This window comes from Trinickia camelliae, assembly GCF_053525655.1.
The window spans coordinates 1-24,961 of sequence record NZ_JBCHAA010000036.1 but is presented as its reverse complement, the minus strand read 5'-3'; the positions used below and the strand labels follow the sequence as shown (position 1 = coordinate 24,961).

Below are 24,961 nucleotides of genomic sequence, written 5' to 3'. Positions count from 1 at the left end.
CGAACAACGCCATTCCCAACGGCTCGTGAGTGTCTAGGATAGCCGGGGCGATTCAAATCAAACCCCGCTAACCCCCTCAGCCAGCCTCAAGGATTGACGTACTGAAACAACGACATCCCCTGAATCTGCACGAAGCTCTTCTGCGCAGCCTGGAGCGCATTCTGCACTTCCTCGTACTGGCTGATGGTGGACACCATATCGACACTGGTGATATTCGACAGATTGCTCTGCATCTGCAACGAGTTATTCGAAGTCGCCGTCTGCAGCGCGTTCAACTCCTGCGTCCGCCCGCCCACCGAAGCCTGCACCATCGAGATGTTCGTCAGCGAATTCTGAAACGCCGTCGTGCCTGCGGTCAGCGCATTCTGCTGCGTCGCGTAGGCCGTCGGGTTGTTGCTCACCGGCACCTGCAGCGCAGAGATGATCGAGTCGAGTGTCGAGAACACGTTGCTGTTCGCCGTCGCCGTGCCCGGCGTCACCGAGAACGAATCGCCAACCGCAGGCGTCCCCGAGATCGACGCCGTCATGCCCGTGCCGAGGTTGATCGACAGCGACGTCGTGCCCGCCGTGTAGGCCGTCGTCACAGCGCTCGACGCGCCGATCGTGTTGTCCGTCACCGTGTAGGTCGGCGCAGCCGCCGTGCCGCCGAACGTGATCGAGTAGCTGTCGGTGTTCGTCGTCGCCGCCGGGTTGGTGATCGTCACCGCGCCGCTCCTGCCCGTGCCGGTGTTCGACGACGAACCCGCCAGCACCGGCGACGCACCGATCGACGCGACGCTCATGAACACGCTCGAACCGCTGTCGTTCGAGACGATCTGCCGCGTGCCCGACACCTGCACCAGGCGCTGGCCGGTGTCCCCGTGGTACGTGACTCCGCCGCCCGCGTTGTCGGTGAACGGCTGAGTCGCCGACTGGAATCCCGAGAAGATGTAGTTGCCCGTCCCATCGGTCGTGTTCGCGAGCGTCAGGAGCTGGTTGCGGTCGCCCTGCAGCTCGGTCGCAATCGAGCTGCGGTTGCTGTCGGAAAGCGAGTGGTCGTTCGCCTGCACCATCAGCGAGGTGATGCTCTGCATCACGCTCGTCACGCTCGAGAGCGTCGTGGACTCGAGCTGCAGCGACGTCAGCGCCGAGTTCTGGTTCGTGGTGTACTGCGTGAGCGTCGAGCTCTGCATCGACAACGTGACGGCCTGCGCCGCGCCGAGCGGATTGTCGGCCGGCGTGGACAGCGCGTTGCCGCTCGATAGCTCCTGTTCCAGCTGAGCGAGCTGAGCCTGCTGGTTGTCCATCGTCTGGACGTTCGAGCTGTAGTACTGGGAAGTCGAGATACGCATCGCTTACCGCCTCACTGGAAGATGCCGAGCAGGGTCGAGAACATCGAATTCGCCGTCTGAATCACTTTGCTGTTCGCCTGATAGAGCTGCTGGTACTGCATCAAATTGGCTGCCTCTTCGTCGAGGTTCACGCCGGACACCGATTGCTGCGCGGACGTGATCTGCGTGACGAGCGCGCTCTGCGTCTTGCTCGCCGACTGCAGCGTGCTCGCCGCATTGCCGATGTTGTTCACATAGTTCGCGTACGCGCCCGTCAGCGTGGCCGTGCCGTTCGACAGCACCGAGTTCGACACGAGGTTCGACATCGCGAGCGCGTTGCTGCCGTCGTTCGTGCCGCCCGTGTTCGGCGCGATCGTGAAGGTGTCGCCGTTGGCCGGCGTGCCGCTGATCGTGAAGGCCACGCCGTTGATCGAGATCTTGTTGCCCGACGTGTAGGCCACCGTGCCCGTGGCGTTCGTCGTCGCCGCCCCCGAATTGATCGACACGGACGAGCCGATCGGAACGCCGCTCAGCGTGCCGGTCGCCGAGTTGTAGGTCAGCGTGATCGTGCTCGCGAGCGAATAGCCGGACGACACCGTGGCCGCCCCGATCGTCGCCGTGCCCGTGTTCGAGCTCGTCGCCGACGCCAGCGCCGGCGACTGCGCCGCGATCGCGGAGGCGCTCGTCGTCGCGAGCGCGAAGCTGTTCAAGGCGCCTGACGTCGGCTGGATCGTGAACGAATCGCCGGCCGTCATCGCGCCCGACAACGTGAACGTCATGCCCGCGACGGTGGTCGGAGCGGTGGTCGTCGAGCTGACCACGGTGTTCGTCGACGTGTCGGTCACCGTGTAGTTGGTGCCGTTGAACGCGAGCGAGTAGTTGTCGGTCGGCGGCGCGGACGGGTTCGTCAGCGTCACCGACAACGTTTCCGCGCCCGTGTTGCCCTGGTTCGCGTAGACGGTCGGCCCTGCCACCGTGAACAGGTTGCCGCCGGTCGAGCCCGACAGCGTCAGGCCCAGCGAGTTCTGCGCGTTCACCTGCGAGGCGAAGCTCGTCGCAATCGCACCGAGCTGTGCTTCGGCCGGGTCGAGCGTCTGGCTCACGAACGACGTCAGGCCGCCCAGCGTGCCGCCCGTCAGCGCGGTGCTCGGCAGGTAGTTGGTCGACGGCGAGCTCGAGCCCGCGATGCCGTTGTAGGCGATCGCCGTCTCGCTCGGGTTGCTCGGCGAGGTCACGGCTGAGAGCGAGAAGCTCTGGTTGGCGACCACGAGCGGTTGGCCATCGCCGAGGAAGAGGCTGTAGCCGCTGCTGTTCTGCACGACCGAGACACCCACCAGTTGCGACAGGCTCGACACCACCTGGTCGCGCTGGTCCATCAGCTGATTCGGCGGCTGGCCTTGCGAGCTCGCAGCCTGGATCTGGGTGTTCAGTTGCGCGATCTGCGTCGAGTAGGTGTTGATCTGGGTGACGGTCGTGGAGAGCTGTTGATTCACGCTCTGGCGCAGCGAATCATATTGCTGGCCGGCCGTGTTGATCTGGTCGGCGAGCGATTGCGCGTCACTGATCGCGGTCTGCCGCGTAGCAAGGCTGCTCGGATTGTTCGAGACGCTCTGCAGTCCGGTGAAGTAGGCGGTGATTGCCGCCGAGATACCGCCCGTCGGGCTACCCACCAGGTTGTTCAATTGCGAGGCCATCGTGTTGTTGGCCGTCAGCGCGCTATTGGTCGCCTGCGCGTTGTTCAGCTGCGTCGTGAGGTACTGGCTGTAGGCGCGCTGCGTGGTCGCCGTGCTCACGCCCGTGCCCATGTAGCCAGAGCCCGTGTACTGGCCGTTGGCTTCGGCGAGGACGGCGCTCTCGACGTCGTAGCCGGGCGTCGACGCGTTGCTGATGTTCTGACTCGTCGTCGTCATGCCCCACTGGGCAGCCTGAAGTCCGCTAAGACCAATGCTGAAGATATTGTTGGACATGCGTCATCCTGAATGGGCGGCATGGTATCCGTCCGCCGCGTTGCGTGAACAAGTTGTATAACGGCGCCGGGCGGAAAAAATTGAGGGAGAAACGGTAAGGCGGCGCGGCTCCCAATGCATTATCGGCAGCACGTAGCGCGGGCAAAACGCGGATAAGCGTGTGAATCGATCGCCAATTCTCCGCCCGTTCGAACGAGCAGGCGGAGAAGCCGTGGCGGATTGGGAAGACGTCAGGCCCGCACGAGCGAGCGGCGCTTCATTTCGAGCTGGGTGATGAGACGCTGCAGCGTGTTTTCCGCGCTGCCGGGCAGCGCCATGAAGCGGAAGCCGAGCTGATAGCGGCGCATGCCGTTGGGCATGTCCGAGGCGCGATGCGAGACGAGCTGCAGGCCGAGCGACAGCGTGCCGTGCGTGTTGAGGAACAACTCGACGTCGTCGAGCACGGTGCCCATCGGCAGCTCGGCGACGCGCTCGTCGGTCGTGCGCACGCCGACGCCGCCGAGCGACACGTCGTGCACTTCCCAACGGAACGTATCGCCCTCGGGCAGACGGCCCTTGCAGACGTACGGGTCCAGAATCGGCGCCTCGACGCGGAAATACTCGCGCCGCTGCACGTAGTAGAGCACCTCGGGAAACGCGGCTTCGAACGCGGGCAGCCCTTCGAAACGGGTCTCGCGCGGCGTGCCGGTGGTGAACTCGACGCGCACGCCTTCCGGCGACGCATGGAACATGCAGCGCTGCGCGGCGAGCATCCCTTTGTTTTGCTCGGCGAGCGCGCCCCAGTCGAAGACGAACACGCGCTCTCGCACGTCGACGTCGAGAATGCGCGTGACGAGCTGTCCGCCGTTGTACTGGACGGTCAGGAAATCGCCGCGGTTGAGGAGGTTGCGCAACTGCACGCCGATTTCCAGCGGGTTGCGACGGCCGAAGTCCGGGCCGGAATCCTCGGATTCCTCCGGTTTTTCATTCGACTGATTCATTTCCATGGGCTTGCCGGTATTCCGTTCTCTCGCGGGCGCGCCGTGGGACCGGTGGCGCGCGTCTATGCCGAACACGTACGAAATCCGGCACTTGGTCTGTCTGATTAGCGGCAGCTAACGGGCGAAGTTTATAGCAGATATTGAAATATTTCTGCTTGGGAGGGACGCGGGGGCTGGCGGGAGGAGCGCCGGAATTGAGGTTTAACGTTTGCGTTGGGGTGTAGCGTTCAAAGCCAACAAAATCCTTTCATCCCCGTGCTACGCTGGCGGCCACCAAACGAGAGAGCAAACCTTTGGGCACTCAAATGATCGCCGCTCGCATCGCCGCCGCCACTTTGCTCTGTGCATCGTTCTCTGCCGCTGCCGCCGATTCCATCAATGCGACATATCGCACGAACGCGGAAAACTACAAGGACAGGGCATTGGCCGCCTGCATCTCGACCGCCTACAAGGGAACGTCCGCCGGAAAAGACGCCGACGCGACCAAGAGCGCGTTCATCGAATGGACCTACTACGATGACGACAAAGGCAACGCGGCAACGGATCGGCTCGTAGAGAAATATCTAAACAAGAATTACAGCAATCCGGTCGAGGGTTACGCTGGCGCGCGCTTCGATTTGCTCAAATGCCTCGACATGTACCACAGTCAAGAACTCGCGGAACAGGTGCGTAAATATGTGCCCCACCCTGACTGGATAGGCGACAAACCACGTCGCCGCTCCCAATAACCCTCAAACCATCTGCTGCATTATCGAAATCAACTTCTTCGCGTAATGCGGATCGGTCGCGTACCCCGCGCGCTGCATCCCGTGCGCGAAACTCGACGCGTCGCGCGATGAGTTCACCACCGACGCATACCGCGGATTGTCCTTCAGCATCTTCGCGTAGTCGGTCATCGCGTCCTGGTACGAGTCGTAGGCGCGGAACTTCTCGATCACGCGACGCGGCTGGCCGTTCACGTACTCGGTCGTCAGCGTCGACACCGTCTTGCCGGTCCAGTCCTTCGTCGCCTTGATGCCGAAGACGTTGTGGCTCGTCGAGCCGTCGGCCTTCTTGATCTCGCTCTTGCCCCAGCCCGATTCGAGCGCGGCTTGTCCGATGATGAAGCGCGCCGGGATGCCCGTCGCCGCGCTCGCGGCCTGCGCCGGCGCGGCGAGCTTGTCGACGAACGCGTCGACCTTCGGCGATGCGCCGTTGCCGCGCAGCGGCGGCGTCAGTGCGCTGTTGGCCGAATACCCCGTGTTGCTCGACGACAGCGAACCGTTCGCCTTCGCGTTCGCGAACGCCTTCGTCAAGGCATCGAGCGCGGCGCCGTTGCCCTCGCTGCCCTCGCCGCCCGCTCCGACCTGCATACCCGAGTTGCGCATCAGCTGCTTGAGCATCATGTCGGCGACGCCGATGCCCTTCGACGACATCTGCTGCGACAACTGCTGATCGAGCATCGACGTGAACTGCTTGGTGTCGTTCGAATCGAGCGGACTGTCTTCCGGGGTCGCGTCGCGCATGCTCTTGAGCATCATCTGCATGAACACGGCGTCGAACTGCTGCGCGGCCATCTTGAGGCCGGCCTGCGGCGAGGCGTTGACCTGCGCGCGCAACGCGTCGAAGCCTTGCGTGTCGAGCGCGAAGCGCTGCGACAGGTCGAGTCCGGCATTGTTTGCGTTCGAGTTGTTCATCGTCCGTCCTTAAATGATCTCGAGGTCCGCCTGCAATGCTCCGGCAGCCTTCATCGCCTGCAGGATCGACATCAGATCCGCGGGCGTTGCGCCGAGCGCGTTGAGCGCCTTCACCACTTCGGCGAGGTTCGCGCCCGCGGTCACGAGCTTGAGCGCCCCGTTGTCCTGCTTCAGTTGAATCTGCGATTGCCGCGCGGTCACGGTCGTGCCGTTCGAGAATGCGCCCGGCTGGCTCACCACGGTCTGCGTGTTCACGACCACCGACAAGTTGCCATGCGCCACCGCGCAGCTTTGCAGCGTCACCATCTGGTTCATCACGATCGAGCCGGTGCGCGCGTTCAGGATCACCTTCGCGGCGGCGAGCGCCGGCTTCACGTCGAGGTTCTCCAACTGCGCCATGAACGCGACCTGCTGCGACGGGTCAGCCGGCGCGCGCAACTGAATCGTACGGCCGTCGAGCGGCGTCGCCGTGCCCTGGCCGAACGCGTTGTTGACCGCCGCCACGACGCGCTGCGCCGTGTCGTAGTCGGTGTCGTTCAGCTCCATCTGCATCGTGCCGGCTGCGTCGGTCACGCGTGTCGCGACCGCGCGTTCGACGATCGCGCCATCGGTGATGCGGCCCGCAGCCAATTGATTGACCTGCACCTTGCTGCCGTTCGCGCTGGCGCCCGCGCCGCCCACCGCGACGTTGCCCTGCGCAAGCGCATACACCTGGCCGTCGGCGCCCTTCATCGGCGTCAGCAGCAGCGTGCCGCCGCGGATGCTCTTGGCGTTGCCGAGCGACGAGACGGTCACGTCGATCGCCTGCCCCGGCCGCGCGAAAGGCGGCAGCGTCGCCGTCACCATCACGGCCGCGACGTTCTTCAACTGCATGTTGGTCAGCGTCGACGAGCTGTTCGTGCCGCCGATCTGCTGGTTGTTGATCGAGATGCCGAGGTTCGCGAGCATGTTCGCGAGCGTCTGCGTCGTGAACGGCGTTTGCGTCGTCTGGTCGCCCGTGCCGTCGAGGCCGACGACGAGGCCATAACCGATCAGCGGGTTGTCGCGCACGCCTTGGATCTGCACGAGGTCCTTCAGGCGTTCAGCGTGAGCGGCGGGCGCCCCGGCGCCGAGCAGCGCGGCGAACGCGAGCGACACCACCACGGGCGCGAGAGCCAAGGAGCGAATGCGCAGCAACGCGCGGGTAATGAGGTTCGAATTCATAGCATCACCATGGCGCGAGGTTCAGGAAGAAGCGCTGCAGCCACCCCATGGTCTCGGCTTCGTCGATGACGCCCTTCGCCGAATACTCGATCTTCGCGTCAGCCACCTGGTTGGAGAACACGCTGTTGTCGCCGGCCACCGTGTTCGGGTTCACGACCCCCGAAAGGCGCACGAACTCGTTGCCCTGGTTGATGAGCATCTGCTTCTCGCCGCTCACCACGAGATTGCCGTTGGGCAGCACGTTCGTGACGGTGACGGTGATCACGCCGTTGAAGGTGTTAGATGCGTTCGCGCCGCCCGTGCCGGCGAACGTGTTCGCACCCGTCGCATTGAGATTCGCGCGGTTGAAGAAGCCGGGCGCGAATCCGGCCGCCGTCGCGCCGAAATTGGTCGTGCCGTTGCGGTTGGTGTTCAACCCCGACGACTTGGTCGCATTGATATTTTCCGCAATGACGATGGTCAGGATGTCGCCGACATTGCGGGGCCGCTGATCTTCGAACAGCGGGTGCCCCGCGTAGCCCGGGTTGAAGATCGAGCCGGGCGGGTTCAGCTGCGGAGGCACCGGCGGGACCGCTGACATCGGCTGCTGCGTGATCGGCTCCTTCTTGAGCTGCGCGCAGCCGCCGAGCACGCCCGCCGCCACCACGCCGGCGCATGCGAGCATCGAGGCTGCGCGTAGCGCGCGCAACGGAACCGGAATACGAGAGAGCTGCGACATCGTCTTTACCGCCTTATTCATTGCCTATTCGTCAACTGCGCATCGAACGCGTCAACTGCGCGTCAGACCGACATCTGGCTCAAGGTCTGCAGCATCTGGTCCGACGTCGTGACGGCCTTGCTGTTGATCTCATACGCGCGCTGCGTCTGGATCATGTTGACCAGTTCCTGCACGACGTTCACGTTCGAGGCTTCGACGTAGCCCTGGTTGAGCGTGCCCGAGCCGTTCGAGCCCGGCGCGGCGACGTTCGGCGTGCCCGACGACGCCGTTTCGGAATACAGGTTCTCGCCTTTCGACTCGAGGCCGGCCGGGTTGATGAAGGTCGCGAGCTGCAGTGTGCCGACCGTCTGGTTGTTGGTCGAGCCCGGCACCGTGATCGTCACGACGCCGTCGCTGCCGATCGTGAGCGACGTCGCGTTCACGGGGACCGTGATCGCCGGAATCACTTGATAGCCGCTCGACGTGACGAGCTGGCCCTGCGAGTTGGTCTGGAACGAACCGTCGCGCGTGTAGCTGATCGTGCCGTCCGGCATCTGCACCTGGAAGAAGCCGTTGCCGTTGATCGCGACGTCCTTCGAGTTGCCGGTCTGCTGCATGTTGCCTTGCGTGAAGAGACGCTCGGTGGCGACCTGCTGCACGCCGGTGCCGACCTGGCTGCCCGACGGCAGCTCGGTTTGCTGCGTCGAGTTCGCGCCCGGCTGACGCAGCGTCTGGTACATGAGGTCTTCGAACACCGCGCGCGAGCCCTTGAAGCCGTTCGTGCTCACGTTGGCGAGGTTGTTCGAGATCACGTCCATCTGCGACTGCTGCGCGTTCATGCCGGTGGCGGCGATGTAGAGGGAACGGTTCATTTGGGTGGTTCTCCAGAAATTCTTTCAGCGAGGCTCAATCAAGCGTGGGCGGTATCCGCGTTTCAGCTGAACGTCAGCAGCTGGTTCGCCGACTGGTCGTTCTGATCGGCGTTTTGCAGCAACTTCGTTTGCATCTGGAACTGCCGCGCGTTGGTGATCATCGACACCATCGCCGCCACCGGATTCACGTTGCTGCCTTCGAGCGATCCGGGTGCGAGCGCGACGGTCTGGTCCGCATCGGCGGGATTGCCGTCGGTGGTGTGGAAAAGACCGTCGTTGCCGCGCTCCATCGTGTTCGGATCGGGGTTCACGAGCTTCAGCTGGTCGATCACCGCGATCGATTGCGGGGGGTCGCCCGCCACCAGCGCCGAAACGGTGCCGTCCTTGCCGATGGTGATGTCCGAGCCCGGCGGCACTGCGATCGGCCCGCTGCTGCCGATCACCGGCAGGTTGTTCGCGGTCATCAGCTGGCCGTTCGCGTCGACGTGCAGATTGCCCGCGCGCGTGTAGGCCTCGTTGCCGTCGGCCGTCTGCACGGACAGCCAGCCCGGGCCCTGCACGGCGACGTCGAGCGGGTTGCCCGTCTGCGAAATCGGGCCGGGCGTGTAGTCCGCGCCCGGCGTCGAGGACAGCACGAACGTGCGAGTCGTGTCGTCGTTGACCGTGCTGCCGTCGCCGAACGAAAGCGGCGCCGAGCGGAAGTTCGCGAGCTGCGCGCGAAAACCCGTGGTCGACGTGTTCGCCAGGTTGTTGGCCACGACGTCCTGCTGCTCGAGCGCCTGCGCGGCGCCCGTCATTGCGGTGTAGATCAATCGGTCCATGACTCGCCCGTTCTATGCAGTCGCGCTTACAGGTTGATCAGCGTCTGGTCGACGGCCTGCTGCGTCTTGATCGTCTGCGCGTTCGCCTGATAGTTGCGCTGCGCCGTGATCAGGTCGACGAGCTGCGTCGTCAGGTCCACGTTCGACGACTCGACCGCGCCGCCCGTCAGCGTGCCGTGATTCGTGCTGCCCGGCGCCGAGATCTGCGGCACGCCCGATGCGAACGTCGCGGCGTACTCGTTGCCGCCGAGGTCCTGCAGGCCATTCGGGTTGTTGAAGTTGGCGAGCACGATCTGGCCGAGCGATTGGGTCTGGCCGTTCGAGTAGTTGCCCGTGACGATGCCGTTCGCGCCGATCGAGAAGTTGGTCAGCTGGCCGGCCGAGAAGCCGTCCTGCGCGAGGTTGTTCACGCCGTCCGCGCTGCCGAACATGGTCGTGCCGGTCAGGTTCAGCGTCATCGACTGCGGGTTGGAGCTGCCGTCGGTCGTCGGGATCGTGAACGTGAACTGGCCGGTTGCCGCGCTCGTCGCGGGGGCGGTCGCCGCCGTGCTGGTCAGGGTGCCCGAGCTATTGAACGTCACCGTGCCGAGCTGGCTGACGGCCCCCGACGTGCCGCCGTAGACCGACCACGTGCCGCCGCCGTTGTTCACGAAATACATATTGACCTGGTTCGAGCCGCCGAGCGTGTCGTAGGTCTGGATCGAGGTCGAGTAGTTGTAGGTCTGCGAGTTGGTCGCGGAGAACGGCGTGACCGACGGGGTCTTGTCCTGCGCGTCCAGGTTCAGTTGCGCGGTGATGTTGGCCGTGGCGGTCGGCGGAACGTTCGTGGTCGGCACTTGCAGCGGCACGGTCGATGCGGTGTTGATCACGCCCGTCGAGTTCGCCGTGTAGCCCATCAGGTCCAGACCTTCCGCGTTCGTGATGAAGCCGTTCTTGTTGAGCTGGAACACGCCGTTGCGCGAGTACGTGAGCGAGCCGTTGTTCGACATCTGGAAGAAGCCAGTGCCGTTGATCGCGACGTTCAGGGCCTGGCCCGTCGTGTTGATCGTGCCTTGCGAAAAGTCCTGCTGCACGGCCGCCAGCTGCGTGCCGATGCCGATCTGGTTGTTCACCGAGGTCGCGATCGAGTTCGCGTACACGTCGGCGAATTGCGCCGTGCTTTGCTTGAAGCCAACGGTGTTGGCGTTAGCGATGTTGTTGCCGATTACGTCGAGATCGTTCGTCGCGGCGGCCAAACCGCTCAAACCGGTGTCGTAGCTCATGAGCGTTTCCCTTGGAAAATCTGTGATGAATTAGAGGATGCCGGCGACGGTGGACAGGTTGACCGTATTGCCGTTCGTCAAAACCAGGTTGGCGCTGCCGCTCGATTGCGGCAGGACGCCTTCGACCACCGCGCCCGTGACCGTCGTGGGCGTCGCCGGCGAGCCGCCGATCGTGGCCGAAGCGGAAATGGTGTAGTTGCCGGCCGGCAGCGCGTTGCCCGACGCATCGACAGGCGTCCAGCTCACCGGCACCGTGCCGGCCGATTCCTTGCCGAGATTGATCGTGTTGACCAACTGGCCCGACGAGTTCGTCACCTGGATCTGCACGTTGGTGGCCGCGCCCGAGAGCGTCACGCCGAACGGCGTGATCGTGTCGGTGCCGCTGGTGTTGCTCACCGTCACCGAGTTGCCCGGCGTGAGCACGGTCGCGCCGATCAGGTTCGCGGACTGCGCCTGCTGCTGCGCGGTCAGTTGCGAGGCGAGCGAGCTCAGCGTCGTGTTCAGCTGGCTGATGCCCGACACCGTGTTGATCTGGGCGAGCTGCGACGTCATCTGCGAGTTGTCCATCGGGTTGGTCGGGTCCTGGTTCTGCAGCTGCGTCACGAGCAGTTGCAGGAACGAGCTCTGCAGGCTCGCGGCCGAAGTCGAGTTGTTCGACGTGGACGTCGAACTCGTCGAGCTGCCCGTCGTGCCGTTCACGTTGTTGAGCAGGGTCTGGGAGACGGTCCCGGTATTGCCGATAGTCGTATTGGTCGTCACGGTGGGTTTCTCCTCAGGTGCCGATCGTGAGTGTTTTGAGCATCAGGTTCTTGGCGGTGTTCAGCGTCTCGACGTTGGCCTGGTACGAGCGCGACGCCGAGATCATGTTCACCATTTCCTGCACCGGGTCGACGTTCGGCATGGTCACGTAGCCGTCCGAATTCGCCGCCGGGTTGCTCGGGTCGTAGGTGGTCTTCATCGGCGTCGGATCGTCGACCACGCCGGTCACGCGCACGCCGCCCACTTGCTGGCCGGAAGCCGTGCGCGCGCCGCCGAGCGGATTCACGGCGAACACGACTTGCTTGGCCTTGTACGGCTGGCCGTCGGGGCCGGTCGTGCTGTCGGCGTTGGCGAGATTCGATGCGGTGACGTTCAGTCGTTCCGACTGCGCGGACATCGCCGAGCCCGCAACGTCGAAAATGTTCATCAAAGATGGCATGGCTTTCGTTGACCTCTCTTTAAACCCCGTTGCGTGCGGTGGTGAATGGCGTTTCCGTTACTGCTGCCGGTTGGATATCTCGAGTCTTGCGGTCTTTGCCGCTCATTTGCCGCTTATTTACCGCTTAGCTTCCCGACGTGATCGCCGCGAGCATCGTCTTGATCTGGCCGGAGATCGCTGTCATCTGCGATTCGTAATGCAATGAGTTGTCGGCGAACTGCACGCGCTCGGTGTCGAGGTCGACGGTGTTGCCGTCGAGCGCGGGCTGAACCGGATTCCGGTAGGCGAGCTGGCCGTAGCTGTCGGACGGGCCGCCGGTCGGAATCAGCTTCGTGTTGCCTGCCATGTGGCCGGCCTGCGTCGTCGCCATCGACATGCCGCTCGTCACGCCCGCGGGCTGCGCCAGCGCGAGCGGCTGGGCGTTGCTCGACGCCATGCCGGTGCTGCCGGCCGCGCCGCTCTGCTTGAGCGCGCTCGAGAGCGCCGACGAGAAATCGACGTCGCGCGCCTTGTAGCCGGGCGTGTCCGCGTTCGCAATGTTCGACGACAGCAATTCCTGCCGGTAGGCGCGCACATCGAGCGACTGGCGGCCAAAGGCGAATTCGGTATCGAGTTTGTCCATCGGGCGTTTCTCCGTCGAAAGCAAGCGCAAGCGATTTGCAGGGACCGGGCTGGTTCGCGCCGCGTCAGCAGCGAACCGGCACGATGGCCTTTTTACATGGACCGCATTTTGGGGGGGCGGCGCAAGAAGCAATCGGACGAATAACCAGGGAAGCGCCCCTCTATTCAACGTTTGCGCGCGAGGGGCGATCTCTAGAATGCGAAGCGTACCGATGTATTCCGATGGAGATTCGCGATGTCCTGGGCCGCAACCGAAGTCATGCGCTGTGTCCGCGCCAAAGGCGCGGGCACGGCGCATGGGCGAACGGCGGCTTGGGGCGCGCTGCGGCGCTGGGCGCTTGCGAGTGCGTGCTTGTTGGGATGCGTCGCCGCTTCTCCGCTCGTTCACGCGCAGACGGCCGGCAGCGGTCCGATCGTGATTCCCGGGCCTGGCGAAACGAATCCGGCCGCCGCGCTCGCGATGGCGCAGAGCGCCGGGATGCAAACTGCCGCGCCAGCGATGCCGGTCATGCCCGCCGTCCCTGCGGCTGCGCCTGTCACGCGCGGTGCCTCGCGTGAAGATGCGTTCGCGCACGCCGCCGCCGCGAGCGGCGCGATCGTCATTCCCGGTCCGGGTGAGCATCCGGAGCAATCCGTCGCTGCGAATGCTTACGCGGGCAACGCGAACGCCGCAGCCGATCCGCGCCAGGTGATTCCGGTCGTGATGGCTTCGGCGCCACAGGTTTCGCGTCAAAACGCCCAGGCCGTCGCGATGAACACGCCCGCCGACGCGTCGATCGATCCCCTTTCCGCACGCGGCGAGCCGCCCGAGTTCGCTTCGGGCGCGAACCCGCGCTATGTGCGCAACGTGCGCGCCGCGAACGTCGCCAGCCCTGCGCCGGCTTCGCTGCCGCAAGCGGCGCAAGCCGTGCAGCCAGTCGCGAGCGCTTCCGTCACGCGCGTCGTGGTGCAACCGGTCCGCGCTGTGCAAGCGGCCTCCGTACCGGTTACCGCGGCCAACCCAGCCGCTCCCGCAACCAACCCCGCTGCCCGCGCCGGCCAGGAAGACGGCGAATCGATCCGCCAAGCCGCGCTCGCGTTCCTGCAGCAGCAGGCACAAGGTCTGCCGGGCAACGTCAGCATCACCGTCAATACAGTCTTCCCGCGCGGACTCGCGGCCTGCACGTCGCTCGCGCCGTTCATGCCGACCGGCTCGCGCATGTGGGGCCGCACGACCGTCGGCGTGCGCTGCGTCGGCGACCGTCCGTGGACGCTTTACGTGCAAGCGCGCGTGTCGGTGCAAGCCACCTATTACGTCGCCGCCCGCTCGCTCACGCCCGGCGACGTGCTGTCGGCCGCCGATCTCGTCGCGCACGACGGCGACCTGACCACGCTGCCGATGGCCGTCATCATCAACCCATCGCAGGCGGTCGGCTCGGTCGCGCTCATGCGCGTGTCGGAGGGCATGCCGCTGCGGCAGGACATGATCCGCAGCGCGTCGGCGGTGACGGTCGGGCAGACGGTGCGGATCGTCGCGAACGGGCAGGGATTTTCGATTTCGTCGGAAGGCAGCGCGATGAACAACGCGTCGCCCGGGCAGACGGTGCGGGTGAAGACGGCGGCGGGCCAGATCATCCAGGGCGTCGTGAAGGACGGCGGCACGGTCGAGATCCAGCTATGAAAACGATTGCGGCGATGGCAGCAAAGCCGGCGGGGTTCGCGAATTAGCGGGGCCGGATCGTTAGGGCGCCGACCGGGGCGGAAAAATGGGGAATGGACGATTGCGCTAAAGTTTGATTAGGGTGTGCCGTTATCACATTCAAATCATTCGGGAAGCCAATCGTGAAAATCGATTCCACCACCAATTCGAGCGTGTCGTCGTTGAAGGACGGCGCGCAGCGCACGCAGCAGGGCGACAACGCCACGGCTGCGGCAGCGAGCGCCTCGAAAGCGCCGGCGCAGGGCGCGGGCGGTTCCGCGGGCGATGCGAACGTGAACTTGTCGGGGCTGTCGTCGTCGTTGCGCAGCCTGGCGGCATCCGGCGCGGCCGATATCGACGTCGGCCAAGTCGAGTCGATCAAGCAGGCCATTCAGAACGGCACGCTGACGATCAACACGAGCAAGATTGCGGACGGCGTGCTGGAAACGGCGCGCGGCTTGTTGCAGAAGAACCCGTCGACCGGCGGCTGAGCCATGCACTGATCGCAGCAGCTGTCGGGCGGCATTCCGGCGCCAGGGTTCGCGTGCAACAAACACGCGAACCCTTTTGTTTTGTTGGCCAGAGTTAGCGCTTTAGCTTTTACTCCGGCCCCATGCAACGCTATGCGAGTCGTTATGAAAGATGCCCTGCTTGCCACTGTGATCGACGAATACGCGACGGTCGAGGCGTTCGCCTCGCTGCTCGCTTACGAAGAAAAAGCGCTCGCGGCCGCTTCGCCGCTCGAGATGCTGCCTTCGATCATCGAAAAGAAAACCGAGTTGACCGAACAGCTCGCATCGCTCGAAAAATCGCGCGACACGCAGTTGCGCGACCTCGGCTTGCCGCCGGGCTGGAAGGGCATGGAGCTCGCGTCCGCTCAAGACGCGCGCCTCGCCGAGCATTGGAAGCTCTTGCAGGCGGTCGTGCAGCGCGCGCGCCGCGCGAACACCAACAACGGCCTCATGATCCGCGTGCGCATGAACTACAACCAGAGCGCGCTCGCGATTCTGCGCGGGGCTGCCAGCAAGGCATCGGTGTACGGGCCGGATGGGCGGATGGCGGGCGTCTAACCGCCGGTCCTCAGGGCGCCGCCACGGCGCCGGCCCTCCACATTACTTGTACGACACGACAAAAGTCGCGATGCCGTTGGCCTTGCCTGGCTTCACTTTGGCCGCGGTTTGGTAGTAGCGCGCCGTCATCGGAATCGACAGCGTCGCGCCCGCCGTCGCCACGCCTGCACCCAAACCGGTATTGAAGCCCACCGGCTGGCCGTTCATCAGCAATTGGATGCCCACCCCCGCTGCCGCGCTCGGGTCCGAGGCGAGCGCGATCACGCCCGGCACCTGCGAGCTGTCCGCCGTCGCGCTGAACGTGAGCGCCGCGTTGTAGGTGCCCGAGGGCTGCGTGCAGTTCAGATTGATGTTGAACGTCTTGTCCGGCGAGGTGGTGCCAATGCCGGTGAACTTATCCTCGCGCATGTCTCCGAGTATCACGCTGATGTTGCGCGAACCGGTGTCGATGTCGCAGGTGTAGGAGGTGAAGCTGATGTTGGAGAGGTTGCCAAGGTAGTAGCGCGTCAGCGTGTCATCGAGCGACTCTCCGCCGAAGATGACATCGGGTCGATTGCTGACCGACACCGTCCCCTGCGTCGGAGTCGCTCCGATTTTGCGAAGACCGATGGTCATCCCTCCAGTCAAAGGTGTGCCGTTCGGGCCGGAGACCGTCGCGACCTTCGCCTTGTAGCCCACGTCGGCGTAATTGAAGGTCAAGAAAAACTCCAGGCCGTACGTTGCCAGATTCATGTATTCCCTGAAGACGTAAATATCGGACGAGGCAAAGAGATACGAACCGCAATTCAGGCTGTACCGTATGTCCTGGCTCCACAGCACCGTTCCGATCGGCGCATCGCTCGCCACCTTGATGGAAGGCAACGTTATCGTCTGGTCCGGAGTGCTGCACCACCCGCTTTTTGCGTACGCAGAAGGCGCCTGGAGCAACAGACACGACACCGCCAGGTGCAACAGGCAGACCGCGAGCGATCGCACGACGGCTTTGCATGAAGACACATTGGCCGTCCTTGCGCGTTCCCCTTGCATTGCTACGTCTTGCATACCACCTCCACATGCGAATTGGCCGCGACCGGGATCTTCGGCAGCGGGAGTCCGACATTTCCACATTCACCGATCCCCGCTCAAACACGTTGCATCGATCTGCGAATACGCATCACGCGCCGCCTTCACCGGCAGCGTGTAGCTCACGTGGCAGATCCGGTCGCCGGCGTCCGCCTTCCAGCGCACGGTCACCTCGCCCGTCAGTGACGGCAAGCCGCTGACGAACGCAAGCCCATCCATGCCCACCACGCCCAGTTCCACGCCTTCGCCGTTCTCGACCACCGCGCCCATCGGAATCGCCGTGCCGTCCGGCTCGGTCAGCACGAACGCGGCCTGCCGCCCGACCTTCGATTCCAGCTTCGCCGTCACCACCGCGCCGCGCGTCGGCACGATTTCGAGCACCGGGTTCTTGAGCGTGACGTCCTCGGGCAGATTCCGCGCAGTCACGGTGACGCGATTGATCCGATACGGATTCAGATAAGGAATCACCGCGTAGCCCGCGCCATCGGTGGCGACGCCGGGATTCGTCTCGAAGCGCACGCCGCGCACGCCCGGCACTTCGATCAGGCCGACCGTCTCGCCGAGCGGCTGCGAGAACGTCACGCCGCCGCGATGGGCGACGATGCCGCCCGCCGCCGTCACGGCCGCTTGCGTATAGCCGCTGCCGGTCGCCACCGACAGGTCGTAGCGCCCGAACGGCGCGAGATAGCTTGCCGCGCCCGTCCCGCTCACCGACGCCGAGTTCGAGTGCGCCGCGCTCACGCTGTAGCTCAACTGACGGTCGTCGCCGGCGGTGCCCGACAGCGTCGCCTGCTGGCTAATGCGGTTCTCGTTGTCGCGGCTCGCGAAGTACGTGATGCTCTGGCTGTTGCCGCCCGGCAGGTTGCCGCGGCCGAACAGCACCTCGAGCGGCACCGACAGCGAAAGCGACACGTTCCAGCTCGACGGCACGCCGTTGCCCTGGCTGTACGAGCCGTAGACGCCGTAGGACACGCGCTTGGCCTGCCCCGTATAGCCCGCCTGGAACAGGCTGCTCGTGCCGCCGCCATGCCAGTAGCTCTGCGTGCCGACGGTCGCGAACACGGAGCCGGATTCGCCGATGCGTTGCGTGACGGTGCCTTCCACACGCGCCCGCTTCGCGCCGAGCGCGATCGACTGCGTGCCGTCGCGCAGCTGCACCGCGTCGGAGAAGCTGCGGTAGCCCGACGTCGAATAGCGATAACCCATCACGCGCACGTCCGTGCCGCTACCGGCGAACGCCTTCGCGTAGAGGAAGCGGAACGAGTTGCCGCTGATCGCGTGCGTATCGGCGAGATTGGTTTCGCTGCGCGCGCGCGTCATGTCGAACGACATCGCACCGAAGCGCCCCAGGTTCTTGCCGATGCCCGCGAGCACCGCCTGATACATATTCGAGCCGATCACGCCGCCGTACAGCGAGAACTCGCCGGGCAGGCCGCGCGCGAGCGTCGCCATGCCGAAGTTCGGATGCGTGCTGGCGATGCCGTCGCGGTACTGGCCCGCCGTCACGTCGTAGCGCCAGGAGCCGGCGCGCAGCATCATCGGCACGGCCGAGTACGGCTGGACGAACTTGGTGACGCGTCCGTCGGCCTCGGTGATCGTCACCTCCATGTCGCCCGACGACGAGGTCGGGTACAGGTCGTCGATCGTGAACGGACCCGGCGGCACGAACGTGTTGTAGATCACGTAGCCGTTCTGCCGCACCGTCACCTGCGCGTTGGTCTGCGCGACGCCGTGAATGGTCGGCGCGTAGCCCTGCAGGCTGTCGGGCAGCATGCTTTCGTCGGTGCCCAACTGCACGCCGCGGAACTGGTAGCCGTCGAAGATGCTCGATGGCGTCGTGCCGTCGCCGATGGTCAGGCGGCTGTTCCAGCGCACGATGTCGCGCGTGACGTAGCTATCGAGCAGCTGGAATTCGCTCGATCCATCCAGCCCGCGCAGGAACGACGACGAATATGAGAAGCGCCAGGGGCCAGCGTTGACGCCGCCGCGCAAGCCCGCGTAGAGCGAGGTCCGCGACGGCGAGTTGCTGTAGTTGCTGCCCATGTACTGAGCGGCATTCAGTTGATAGTCGAGCAGCGCGGCGGGGACGCCCTGGTCCCACTTCGACGGATCGACCGCGCCGCGCGCGCGGCGCTTCATCGCCGCCTGCGGCACGCTCACCGTGAGCAGCTGCCGATAGCTGTCGAACGAGACTCTCGCATCGGGAATGAAGCGCGCGATCTCGACGCACTCGTCATCGCCCGCTTTCGCGAGTTCAGGAAACGCCGCAACGTTGACGCCCCACTCGGCGAACATGCCGCGCGTGAGGCACGGCGCGGCGTCGCGCCCCTGCTCATCTGGAGCATCCGAGCGGAAGGCGATTTCGCGCTTCTCCTCCGGCTCCGCGTTGACTTCGATATCGACGAGGTAGCGGCCAGGCAGCACGCGGTTGCCGGCGGCGAACACCGACAGGTCCGCGCGGCCTTGTCCGCCGCCCAGCTCCAGAAAGGCCGGGTCGAAGTCGAGCTTTTCCTGAGCGGACCCGTCGAACGAATGCGCGAGAAGCGCAGCCGCCACAGCGACGTCGCGAATCGGGAAAAGGCTGGCGGCCGCACCGCGCGGCCGACGGCCGGTAGCGGCACGCCGAGTCATGGGAGCTTTACTGGGATGCGGCCTGAGCGGCCTCGGGCTGCGCGGTCACCTGCGTGGCAGGCGTGAGCGCGCCGTAATCGTTGATGGTCGTGTAGCTGAACGTGACGGGCTGCACCTTCGGCACCGCGCGCTCCGGAATGGGAATCAACAGGTCGCCTTGCGGCGCGACCATATCGACGTTGATGCTTTCCTTCTGCTTGCCGCTCACTTCGATCGTCGAGAACGTGACGTGGTAAGGCGTCGGGTTGCTGACCTTGAGTGCGGCGCCGTGGCCGTCCTGGCCCGGCACCACGGCCCACTTCAACTTCGCGGGCGCATCGGCGGCATCGCCCGTGAGTTCCACGGGACGGTAGAACAGCTTGACGCGGGTGAGCACGGCGATCTTCAGGGAGTTGGCATCCTTCTGCGCGCCCTTGTCGGTCGGCGGGATTTCCTTCACGTCGAGCCAGTAGACGGACTCGCGGTCGGCAGGCAACTGCGTTTTGCCTTCGACGCGGCGGACCATCACGAGCTGCTCCTTGCCGCCGTCGAGGCGAAACAGCGGCGGCGTCACGGCGAACGGCATGTTCTTCGTGTTGCCCGCGCCGTCGTCGACGTAAGCCTGGATCACGTAAGGCGTAGCGCCCTTGTTGCGCACGGCGAGCGAGGTTTCTCGCTTATCGTTCCTGGCGTCGAAAATGACGCGGGTGCCGCCCACCTGCACGCCGGCTTGGGCGCAGAGGCTGGAAAGCGCAATCGTCGCCGCCAAGGCGGCTTGCGCGATGCTGGTGAAACGCATGAAAGATCTCCCGAGATCCGCACGCGGCGCAGGCCGCGTGCGGGGCGGCTGCGGGACTCGGACCGCCAGCCTGATCACTTGTAGGTGAGGGCGAAGAGCGCTTGCGAGTCGGCCGTACCGCCTTGGACCGTGGCGCTCGTCGCGATATAGCGGGCGGAAAAGTTGAACGTGTTGGCGCCGCTGGCGATCGCGTAGGTCTTCGACGCCGAGCCGTAGCTGATCGGCACGCCGGTGTCGTCGACGAGTTGCAGGGCGACGCCCGTCGCGGTGCCGGTGGTTTTGAAGGCCGCGGAATTGTCCGAATCGGCCGTGCCGGTGAAGGTGACGGTGGCGCCGTTGGTGGCGTCGCCGCAATTCTTCAGCGCGATCTTGAAGGCGGTGGTGCCGGTCGTGGCGCCGACCGCCGTGAAGTCGTTGGCGAAGACTTTAGCCATGGTGACCGTGCCGTCCGTGGCGGCCGTGTCGATTTCACACGGCACGGCGGTGATGCTGCCGGTGAAATTGATAGTGCCGGTCGTGGCGGTTTGCGCGCACGCCAGCCCGGAAGCGAATACGAAAGGCAGCAGTGCGATGAGGCGCGAGCGGCGGATAAACAAGGTACGCATTTTAAGCATCCTTCTATTGCAAAATTATTGGAAGGGCAAATCAGTAAAGCGACCAAAATTTAACACCGCTTAAATCTCGAAAACAGGACTTTTCTTATTTTTAGGAATCTTCTTAAGCCGATCCTAATTTAGGCGCGTCAAATTTCACATAAAAATCAACGTGATATATGATTTAAGAATTGTCCTATTGCAATCCTCGCAATAAGAAAATAAATCGCATCCCCACATCAAATAAATCTCGAAATCACGATCTGAGGGGACACGCATTCTCTCAATAACGACTAGCGGCGTCGACATCCAGCTACTGACATTAATCATGGAATCGAATGAAACACGGCATCACCAATTCGATTTTTATTTACGGCAAGCGCGCCGCTTTGATGTATCGATGGGAAAGTCCGGTAAAAATGCATTCATGTCGAAGCGCGGTCCGGACGCAGACAATCCACGCGCGAGTAAACGCAAAAAGCGCGGCCATCTGCCGCGCTTCTCGTTTGTCCTGCTTCGGGATTGATTAAGACCTGCTCCGGCGCGCCCGGCATCGACATTGCGTCGACCCCGCGCAGCGCGCCGTCTAAATCAGTTTTCGACGCTCGCCCAAGCCATTTCACGCAGCCGCGTGCGCAGACGCGCCACGGCTTGGCTGTGCAGCTGGCACACGCGCGATTCGCTGACCTCCATCACCGCGCCGATTTCGCGCAGGTTCATACCGCGCTCGTAGTAGAGCGACATCAAGAGCTTCTCGCGCTCGGGCAGGCGTTCGATCGCCTCGATCAGCGCCGAGCGCAGGCTCTCGTCAAGCAGTGCCGACAACGGATCGGAGTGGTCGACGCAGTAGCGGTCGAGGAATGGCTCGTCGTCGGCGGAACGGTCGAAGTCTTCGTAGTAGATGAGCTGGCTGCCGTGCAAGTCCTGCAGCATCGACTGATACGCGTCGAGCGGCATCTTGAGCTGCTCGGCGATTTCCGTCTCGCTCGCCGAGCGGCCCAGATGCTGCTCGACCTGATGCACCGCGAACTCCACCTCGCGCGAGGTCTTGCGCAAGCTGCGCGGCAGCCAATCGTTGCTGCGCAGCTCGTCGAGCATCGCGCCGCGAATGCGCTGGCTCGCGTAGGTCTCGAACTGCGCGCCCTGGTCTTCCTTGTAGCGGCCCGCCGCATCGAGAAGACCAATCATTCCGGCTTGGATCAAATCGTCCAGGTCCACGCTCGCCGGCATCTTCGCCACGAGCTGCAAGCCGAGCCGACGCACGAGCGGTGCGTATTGCGTCAGCACGTCCTCCTGGGACATCTTTCCTTGAGCGTTGTACATCGTGCTCTCCTTTCTTCGTCCCTTCGTCTCACGCGGGGTGCGCGGACGGCTTGCCGACATGGCGCGCCGGCGGCATGCCAGCAGGCATGGCCGGCGACGCCGTTGCCACTACCGCCGCCTGCGCCACGTCATGCTGCGCACGCGCGCTCGCGACTGCACGCATCGGCCAATACAGCATCTCGGCGGCGAGATGCCGGTAATCACGCGCGGCAGGCGTCGACGGAAACGCGTCGACCACGCAGCGCGACAGTTCGAACGAGCGCTCCATCAGCGGATCGGATGCCACAAAACCGGCATCGGTGATCTGCACCGTCAGGTAACGCCCCGCGACTTGCGCGAGGTTTTCGAACGCGGTGTGCGCGTCCGCCACGCTCGACACGTGGTTCACGAGCACGCGGAACTGCGCGATCGCGTGTTCGTAGTGCAGCCGCTTCATGCACGCGTAAGCCTCGGTGATCGCCTGCGCGGCCACGCGCGTGACGATCAACACGTCGTGCGCCTGCGCCGCCAGCGCGGACAGCGCGCCGCGCCGGTCGAGCTGCGCGTCGATCAGCACGATGTCGGCCGGGCCCGAGAGCACCGCGCTCAGCTGCTCGGCGCTGTACGGGTCGCTGTGATGGCGCGACGCCGCAAGCACCGAGAAGCCGAGCGGATGACGGGCCGCGGCCTCGTCGAGCGGCATCTCGCCTTTCATCACCGCGCTGAAATTGCCGGTGCCACGCACGCCGCCGAGCACGGTGGACACCGAGTTCGCGCCGAGACATTCGTCGACGACGAGCACATCCTTGCCCTGCGCCGCCAGCGCCGCCGCGAGATTCACGACCGTCGACGTGCGTCCGACATGGCTCGATCCGCCCGTGACCGCCACCACGCGCGAACCGTTCTTGCTCAGCAACCGCCTCAGTCCTTCTGCTTGGTCGACCATGACCTTATCCAAAGCGAACCTCATGGAGCTCAGCCGTCGAGCGCGCGGACAGCGCCGACAGCAACGCGGGAACATCCTCGTCGTCCGGCACGAACGGCGAACCATCGCGCGGAATGCAGAACGCGCTCTTGATCAGGAATTTCTTGGTTGCGACGTAGAGGTTCTCCGGCACCTTCTGGCCGGTCGACACGTAATGCACCGGCAGCTTGTAGCGGATCACCGTGTCGAGCACGCTGCCCAGGTTGGTCGCCTCGTCGAGCTTGGTGAGGATGCAGCCCGAGAGTTCCGGCTGGCCGGGCGCGCTTTGGTACGCCTGCACGACTTCGTTCAGCGTGTCGCCATGGCTCGTCGCGTTCAGGAGCAAGAGGCGCTGCACCGGCTGACCTGCGCCGCACAGCATCGCGATGTGGTCGGAGACCGTGCGGTCGCGCTGGCTCATGCCGATCGTGTCGATCAGCACGATGTGCTTGTTGCGCAGCTCGGCGAGTGCGAGCTGGAGGTCGGAGGCGTCCTTCACCGCATGCACGGAGACGCCGAGAATCTTGCCGAAGATGCGCAGCTGCTCGTGGCCGCCGATCCGGTAGCTGTCGGTGGTCAAGAGCGCCACCTTGCTCGCGCCGAAGCGCATCACGCAGCGCGCGGCGAGCTTCGCGGTGGTCGTCGTCTTGCCGACGCCGGTCGGGCCCATCAGTGCGAATACGCCGCCGCGCTCCATCAGCGCGTCTTCGTTCTCCATCACGGGCAGGTTGTTCGCGAGCACCGTGTGGATCCATTCCATGCCCGCTTCCATGCTGTCGACCGCGGGCATCTTGTCGATGATCATCTGCACGAGTTGCGCGGAGAAGCCGGCGGCGAACAGGTGCTTGGTGAGCGCGCCGTGCGTCGGGCTGCGGCGTTGGCGGTCGCCCCACAACAAGCCCGCGAACTGCTCTTCCATCATGCCGCGCATCGCCGACAGCTCGGTCATCACCGTCTCGGCGACCATCTGCTCCATGCGCGAGCGGACCGCTTCGGCCATTGCGTTCGTGGCGCTGTCGATTTCGCCTGCCGGCGTCACCACGGCGGTCGGCGGCAGGCCGAGCCGCGCAGCGGCGCGGCGCGCGGCCGATTGCGTCGCTTCACGCGCCCAGTCGGGCTGCGCGGCGGCGGCGAGTTCTTCGGCGGTCAGCACCTTGCCCGGCGCGCCGAGGCCCTTCGCGGCGGCTGCGGCCGGCGACATTGCGTGCTGCTTGCCGACGTGCGCGCCTTGGTTCTGCGCCGCGATGCGGCGGGCGTGGTCGATGAGCCAGGGGTTCGTTTCGGCCATCGTGCGCGGCGCTTGCTCCGCGCGCGGGCCGACGGGAGGCAGGACGCGGGTCGGCGCGAAGGAGCCCGCGCCGGCGGCGGCGTCCAGGCGCGGCGTGATCTCGCCGCTGCGCGCGTCGGCGCCTTGCTCGCTGCGCGATGCGGCGTCCGAGTCCGCGGCCGAGTCGCGGCGCATGGCGTTCTGCGCGCGGTCGGCGCGCGCGTCGTACGACACGGGCTCTTGCCAATCGTGGTCGGAGGCGTCCAGGGCGCGGGCCAAGGCGGCTGCCGTGGCGACGCTCGGCAAGTCGCTGCCGGCCAATGCGGCTGCCGGCTTCGCGAAGTCCGAGGCGGCCGATTTACCGGCGACGCCCGACTGCTCCATTCCCACTTCCGGGCTCGCGCCGAACACGGCGGAGAACACATCGGGCATCCCGCTCGCATAGGGATTGGCTTGCGAAAGCTGGGGGCGCGGGGCGGACAGCGCGGCGGCCGCGCCGTAGCGGGCCTTCGGCGCGATCGATGCCAATTCGCTGTCGGCGAGCGCGACGATCTCCACGCTGCCGTCGTCCATCGTGCGGTTGGACAGCACCACCGCATCGGCGCCCAGGGCCTCGCGTACCAGGCGCAGTGCGTCGCGACTTGTCGCACCGATGAATTTACGAATGTTCAAGCTAGCCCCCGATGAGGTTGACGACTTTTTTCGTGCGTTTTTCCGGCTCTTCAGCCCCGGGGCGCCTCGATTCGGGCGCCGTGACAGACCGTTTTCCACTGACACCGATTATTCCTGGGGATGTCTATCGACGATCGGCGGATAAAGGCGGGGAAAGGGGTGTATTTCGGCTGATGGGCCTAGGCGGCCCGCTGGCGGTTTTTTGCCGTTCGGCGGTTGGGGGCTTTTGCCTGCGGCGCCTTGCCTTGCCTTGTTTGTCGTTTGCTTGGGGTTTGCGTGAACACTTTGATTTCGCGCCGGTCCGTATAGTCCGTCCCTCCCCGGGACCGGGGTCACT

24 protein-coding genes are annotated in these 24,961 nt (G+C 64.8%); 5 read left to right on the top strand and 19 right to left on the bottom strand.

The features are described from left to right. Nucleotides 1–86 precede the first annotated feature (86 nt). From flgL to AAHK20_RS33130, 3 genes are all read right to left on the bottom strand, one after another. A complete protein-coding gene (gene flgL / locus AAHK20_RS33140; RefSeq protein ID WP_449185739.1) occupies nt 87–1,331 on the bottom strand; it encodes a flagellar hook-associated protein FlgL in 1,245 nt (414 codons plus the stop codon). Between the two features lie 11 nt (nt 1,332–1,342). Continuing rightward, nucleotides 1,343–3,277: a flagellar hook-associated protein FlgK gene (flgK, locus tag AAHK20_RS33135; protein ID WP_449185738.1), complete on the bottom strand. Its 1,935-nt coding sequence runs from the start codon at nt 3,275–3,277 to the stop codon at nt 1,343–1,345. A 230-nt stretch (nt 3,278–3,507) separates the two neighbouring features. Beyond that, complete coding sequence (locus tag AAHK20_RS33130) at nt 3,508–4,263, bottom strand: flagellar brake protein (RefSeq protein ID WP_449185737.1); 756 nt, start codon at nt 4,261–4,263, stop codon at nt 3,508–3,510. A 299-nt stretch (nt 4,264–4,562) separates the two neighbouring features. On the opposite strand from AAHK20_RS33130, the gene AAHK20_RS33125 reads away from it, so the two are divergent. After that, entirely contained in the window at nt 4,563–4,985 is a 423-nt protein-coding gene (locus AAHK20_RS33125) for a type VI secretion system amidase immunity protein Tai4 (RefSeq protein ID WP_449185736.1), read from the top strand. A 3-nt stretch (nt 4,986–4,988) separates the two neighbouring features. Here the strand turns inward: AAHK20_RS33125 and flgJ are convergent, their stop codons facing one another. From flgJ to flgB, 9 genes are all read right to left on the bottom strand, one after another. Further along, a complete protein-coding gene (gene flgJ, locus AAHK20_RS33120; protein ID WP_449185735.1) occupies nt 4,989–5,933 on the bottom strand; it encodes a flagellar assembly peptidoglycan hydrolase FlgJ in 945 nt (314 codons plus the stop codon). A 9-nt stretch (nt 5,934–5,942) separates the two neighbouring features. Continuing rightward, nucleotides 5,943–7,136 (bottom strand): flagellar basal body P-ring protein FlgI, encoded by a 1,194-nt coding sequence (locus AAHK20_RS33115; RefSeq protein WP_449185734.1) that lies wholly within the window; start codon nt 7,134–7,136, stop codon nt 5,943–5,945. 4 nt (nt 7,137–7,140) lie between these two features. Beyond that, nucleotides 7,141–7,854 (bottom strand): flagellar basal body L-ring protein FlgH, encoded by a 714-nt coding sequence (locus AAHK20_RS33110; protein WP_449185740.1) that lies wholly within the window; start codon nt 7,852–7,854, stop codon nt 7,141–7,143. A gap of 62 nt (nt 7,855–7,916) precedes the next feature. Next, nucleotides 7,917–8,705 (bottom strand): flagellar basal-body rod protein FlgG, encoded by a 789-nt coding sequence (gene flgG, locus AAHK20_RS33105; protein WP_449185733.1) that lies wholly within the window; start codon nt 8,703–8,705, stop codon nt 7,917–7,919. A 62-nt stretch (nt 8,706–8,767) separates the two neighbouring features. Then, nucleotides 8,768–9,526 (bottom strand): flagellar basal-body rod protein FlgF, encoded by a 759-nt coding sequence (gene flgF / locus AAHK20_RS33100; protein WP_449185732.1) that lies wholly within the window; start codon nt 9,524–9,526, stop codon nt 8,768–8,770. Nucleotides 9,527–9,552: 26 nt separating this feature from the next. Next, complete coding sequence (flgE, locus tag AAHK20_RS33095; protein WP_449185731.1) at nt 9,553–10,788, bottom strand: flagellar hook protein FlgE; 1,236 nt, start codon at nt 10,786–10,788, stop codon at nt 9,553–9,555. A 30-nt stretch (nt 10,789–10,818) separates the two neighbouring features. Next, nucleotides 10,819–11,547 (bottom strand): flagellar hook assembly protein FlgD, encoded by a 729-nt coding sequence (locus AAHK20_RS33090; RefSeq protein WP_449185730.1) that lies wholly within the window; start codon nt 11,545–11,547, stop codon nt 10,819–10,821. A gap of 13 nt (nt 11,548–11,560) precedes the next feature. Continuing rightward, the gene (gene flgC / locus AAHK20_RS33085) at nt 11,561–11,986 is read right to left on the bottom strand and encodes a flagellar basal body rod protein FlgC (RefSeq protein WP_137330634.1); all 426 of its coding nucleotides are present in this window, start codon (nt 11,984–11,986) and stop codon (nt 11,561–11,563) included. Between the two features lie 124 nt (nt 11,987–12,110). Further along, nucleotides 12,111–12,608 (bottom strand): flagellar basal body rod protein FlgB, encoded by a 498-nt coding sequence (gene flgB / locus AAHK20_RS33080; RefSeq protein ID WP_449185729.1) that lies wholly within the window; start codon nt 12,606–12,608, stop codon nt 12,111–12,113. Between the two features lie 234 nt (nt 12,609–12,842). Here flgB and flgA point away from each other — a divergent pair, with 234 nt between their 5' ends. The 3 genes from flgA (at nt 12,843) to AAHK20_RS33065 (ending at nt 15,355) form a co-directional block, all read left to right on the top strand. Beyond that, nucleotides 12,843–14,267: a flagellar basal body P-ring formation chaperone FlgA gene (gene flgA, locus AAHK20_RS33075; protein WP_449185728.1), complete on the top strand. Its 1,425-nt coding sequence runs from the start codon at nt 12,843–12,845 to the stop codon at nt 14,265–14,267. Nucleotides 14,268–14,428: 161 nt separating this feature from the next. Then, nucleotides 14,429–14,776 carry a flagellar biosynthesis anti-sigma factor FlgM gene (gene flgM / locus AAHK20_RS33070; RefSeq protein ID WP_449185727.1) on the top strand — a complete coding sequence of 116 codons (348 nt, stop codon included), beginning with the start codon at nt 14,429–14,431 and terminating at the stop codon, nt 14,774–14,776. Between the two features lie 144 nt (nt 14,777–14,920). Continuing rightward, nucleotides 14,921–15,355, top strand: a complete 435-nt coding sequence (locus tag AAHK20_RS33065; protein ID WP_449185726.1) for a flagella synthesis protein FlgN — start codon at nt 14,921–14,923, stop codon at nt 15,353–15,355. 42 nt (nt 15,356–15,397) lie between these two features. On the opposite strand, the gene AAHK20_RS33060 is transcribed toward AAHK20_RS33065, so the two are convergent. The 4 genes from AAHK20_RS33060 to AAHK20_RS33045 form a co-directional block, all read right to left on the bottom strand. Further along, the gene (locus AAHK20_RS33060; protein ID WP_449185725.1) at nt 15,398–16,216 is read right to left on the bottom strand and encodes a fimbrial protein; all 819 of its coding nucleotides are present in this window, start codon (nt 16,214–16,216) and stop codon (nt 15,398–15,400) included. Between the two features lie 246 nt (nt 16,217–16,462). Then, complete coding sequence (locus AAHK20_RS33055; RefSeq protein WP_449185724.1) at nt 16,463–19,048, bottom strand: fimbria/pilus outer membrane usher protein; 2,586 nt, start codon at nt 19,046–19,048, stop codon at nt 16,463–16,465. 7 nt (nt 19,049–19,055) lie between these two features. Next, nucleotides 19,056–19,826: a fimbrial biogenesis chaperone gene (locus tag AAHK20_RS33050; protein WP_449185723.1), complete on the bottom strand. Its 771-nt coding sequence runs from the start codon at nt 19,824–19,826 to the stop codon at nt 19,056–19,058. A gap of 74 nt (nt 19,827–19,900) precedes the next feature. Continuing rightward, nucleotides 19,901–20,431 (bottom strand): fimbrial protein, encoded by a 531-nt coding sequence (locus AAHK20_RS33045; protein ID WP_449185722.1) that lies wholly within the window; start codon nt 20,429–20,431, stop codon nt 19,901–19,903. 316 nt (nt 20,432–20,747) lie between these two features. Here AAHK20_RS33045 and AAHK20_RS33040 point away from each other — a divergent pair, with 316 nt between their 5' ends. Then, on the top strand, nt 20,748–20,945 hold the full coding sequence (locus AAHK20_RS33040; RefSeq protein WP_449185721.1) for a hypothetical protein: 198 nt from the start codon (nt 20,748–20,750) through the stop codon (nt 20,943–20,945). Between the two features lie 65 nt (nt 20,946–21,010). On the opposite strand, the gene AAHK20_RS33035 is transcribed toward AAHK20_RS33040, so the two are convergent. The 3 genes from AAHK20_RS33035 to flhF are packed head-to-tail and all read right to left on the bottom strand — an operon-like array spanning nt 21,011 to nt 24,624. Further along, nucleotides 21,011–21,742 carry an RNA polymerase sigma factor FliA gene (locus AAHK20_RS33035; protein WP_449185720.1) on the bottom strand — a complete coding sequence of 244 codons (732 nt, stop codon included), beginning with the start codon at nt 21,740–21,742 and terminating at the stop codon, nt 21,011–21,013. A gap of 28 nt (nt 21,743–21,770) precedes the next feature. Next, nucleotides 21,771–22,679, bottom strand: coding sequence for a MinD/ParA family ATP-binding protein (locus tag AAHK20_RS33030; RefSeq protein ID WP_449185719.1), 909 nt, complete (start codon nt 22,677–22,679; stop codon nt 21,771–21,773). Then, nucleotides 22,672–24,624 carry a flagellar biosynthesis GTPase FlhF gene (gene flhF, locus AAHK20_RS33025; RefSeq protein WP_449185718.1) on the bottom strand — a complete coding sequence of 651 codons (1,953 nt, stop codon included), beginning with the start codon at nt 24,622–24,624 and terminating at the stop codon, nt 22,672–22,674. The genes AAHK20_RS33030 and flhF overlap by 8 nt, the downstream gene beginning before the upstream one ends. Nucleotides 24,625–24,961: the final 337 nt, after the last annotated feature.

Bases quoted from the DNA above. Each gene is read 5' to 3' on its own strand.
- flgL (WP_449185739.1), bottom strand. From the start codon at position 1,331: ATGCGTATCTCGACTTCCCAGTACTACAGCTCGAACGTCCAGACGATG.
- flgK (WP_449185738.1), bottom strand. From the start codon at position 3,277: ATGTCCAACAATATCTTCAGCATTGGTCTTAGCGGACTTCAGGCTGCC.
- AAHK20_RS33130 (WP_449185737.1), bottom strand. From the start codon at position 4,263: ATGGAAATGAATCAGTCGAATGAAAAACCGGAGGAATCCGAGGATTCC.
- AAHK20_RS33125 (WP_449185736.1), top strand. From the start codon at position 4,563: ATGATCGCCGCTCGCATCGCCGCCGCCACTTTGCTCTGTGCATCGTTC.
- flgJ (WP_449185735.1), bottom strand. From the start codon at position 5,933: ATGAACAACTCGAACGCAAACAATGCCGGACTCGACCTGTCGCAGCGC.
- AAHK20_RS33115 (WP_449185734.1), bottom strand. From the start codon at position 7,136: ATGAATTCGAACCTCATTACCCGCGCGTTGCTGCGCATTCGCTCCTTG.
- AAHK20_RS33110 (WP_449185740.1), bottom strand. From the start codon at position 7,854: ATGTCGCAGCTCTCTCGTATTCCGGTTCCGTTGCGCGCGCTACGCGCA.
- flgG (WP_449185733.1), bottom strand. From the start codon at position 8,705: ATGAACCGTTCCCTCTACATCGCCGCCACCGGCATGAACGCGCAGCAG.
- flgF (WP_449185732.1), bottom strand. From the start codon at position 9,526: ATGGACCGATTGATCTACACCGCAATGACGGGCGCCGCGCAGGCGCTC.
- flgE (WP_449185731.1), bottom strand. From the start codon at position 10,788: ATGAGCTACGACACCGGTTTGAGCGGTTTGGCCGCCGCGACGAACGAT.
- flgC (WP_137330634.1), bottom strand. From the start codon at position 11,986: ATGCCATCTTTGATGAACATTTTCGACGTTGCGGGCTCGGCGATGTCC.
- flgB (WP_449185729.1), bottom strand. From the start codon at position 12,608: ATGGACAAACTCGATACCGAATTCGCCTTTGGCCGCCAGTCGCTCGAT.
- flgA (WP_449185728.1), top strand. From the start codon at position 12,843: ATGTCCTGGGCCGCAACCGAAGTCATGCGCTGTGTCCGCGCCAAAGGC.
- AAHK20_RS33065 (WP_449185726.1), top strand. From the start codon at position 14,921: ATGAAAGATGCCCTGCTTGCCACTGTGATCGACGAATACGCGACGGTC.
- AAHK20_RS33055 (WP_449185724.1), bottom strand. From the start codon at position 19,048: ATGACTCGGCGTGCCGCTACCGGCCGTCGGCCGCGCGGTGCGGCCGCC.
- AAHK20_RS33050 (WP_449185723.1), bottom strand. From the start codon at position 19,826: ATGCGTTTCACCAGCATCGCGCAAGCCGCCTTGGCGGCGACGATTGCG.
- AAHK20_RS33045 (WP_449185722.1), bottom strand. From the start codon at position 20,431: ATGCGTACCTTGTTTATCCGCCGCTCGCGCCTCATCGCACTGCTGCCT.
- AAHK20_RS33040 (WP_449185721.1), top strand. From the start codon at position 20,748: ATGGAATCGAATGAAACACGGCATCACCAATTCGATTTTTATTTACGG.
- AAHK20_RS33035 (WP_449185720.1), bottom strand. From the start codon at position 21,742: ATGTACAACGCTCAAGGAAAGATGTCCCAGGAGGACGTGCTGACGCAA.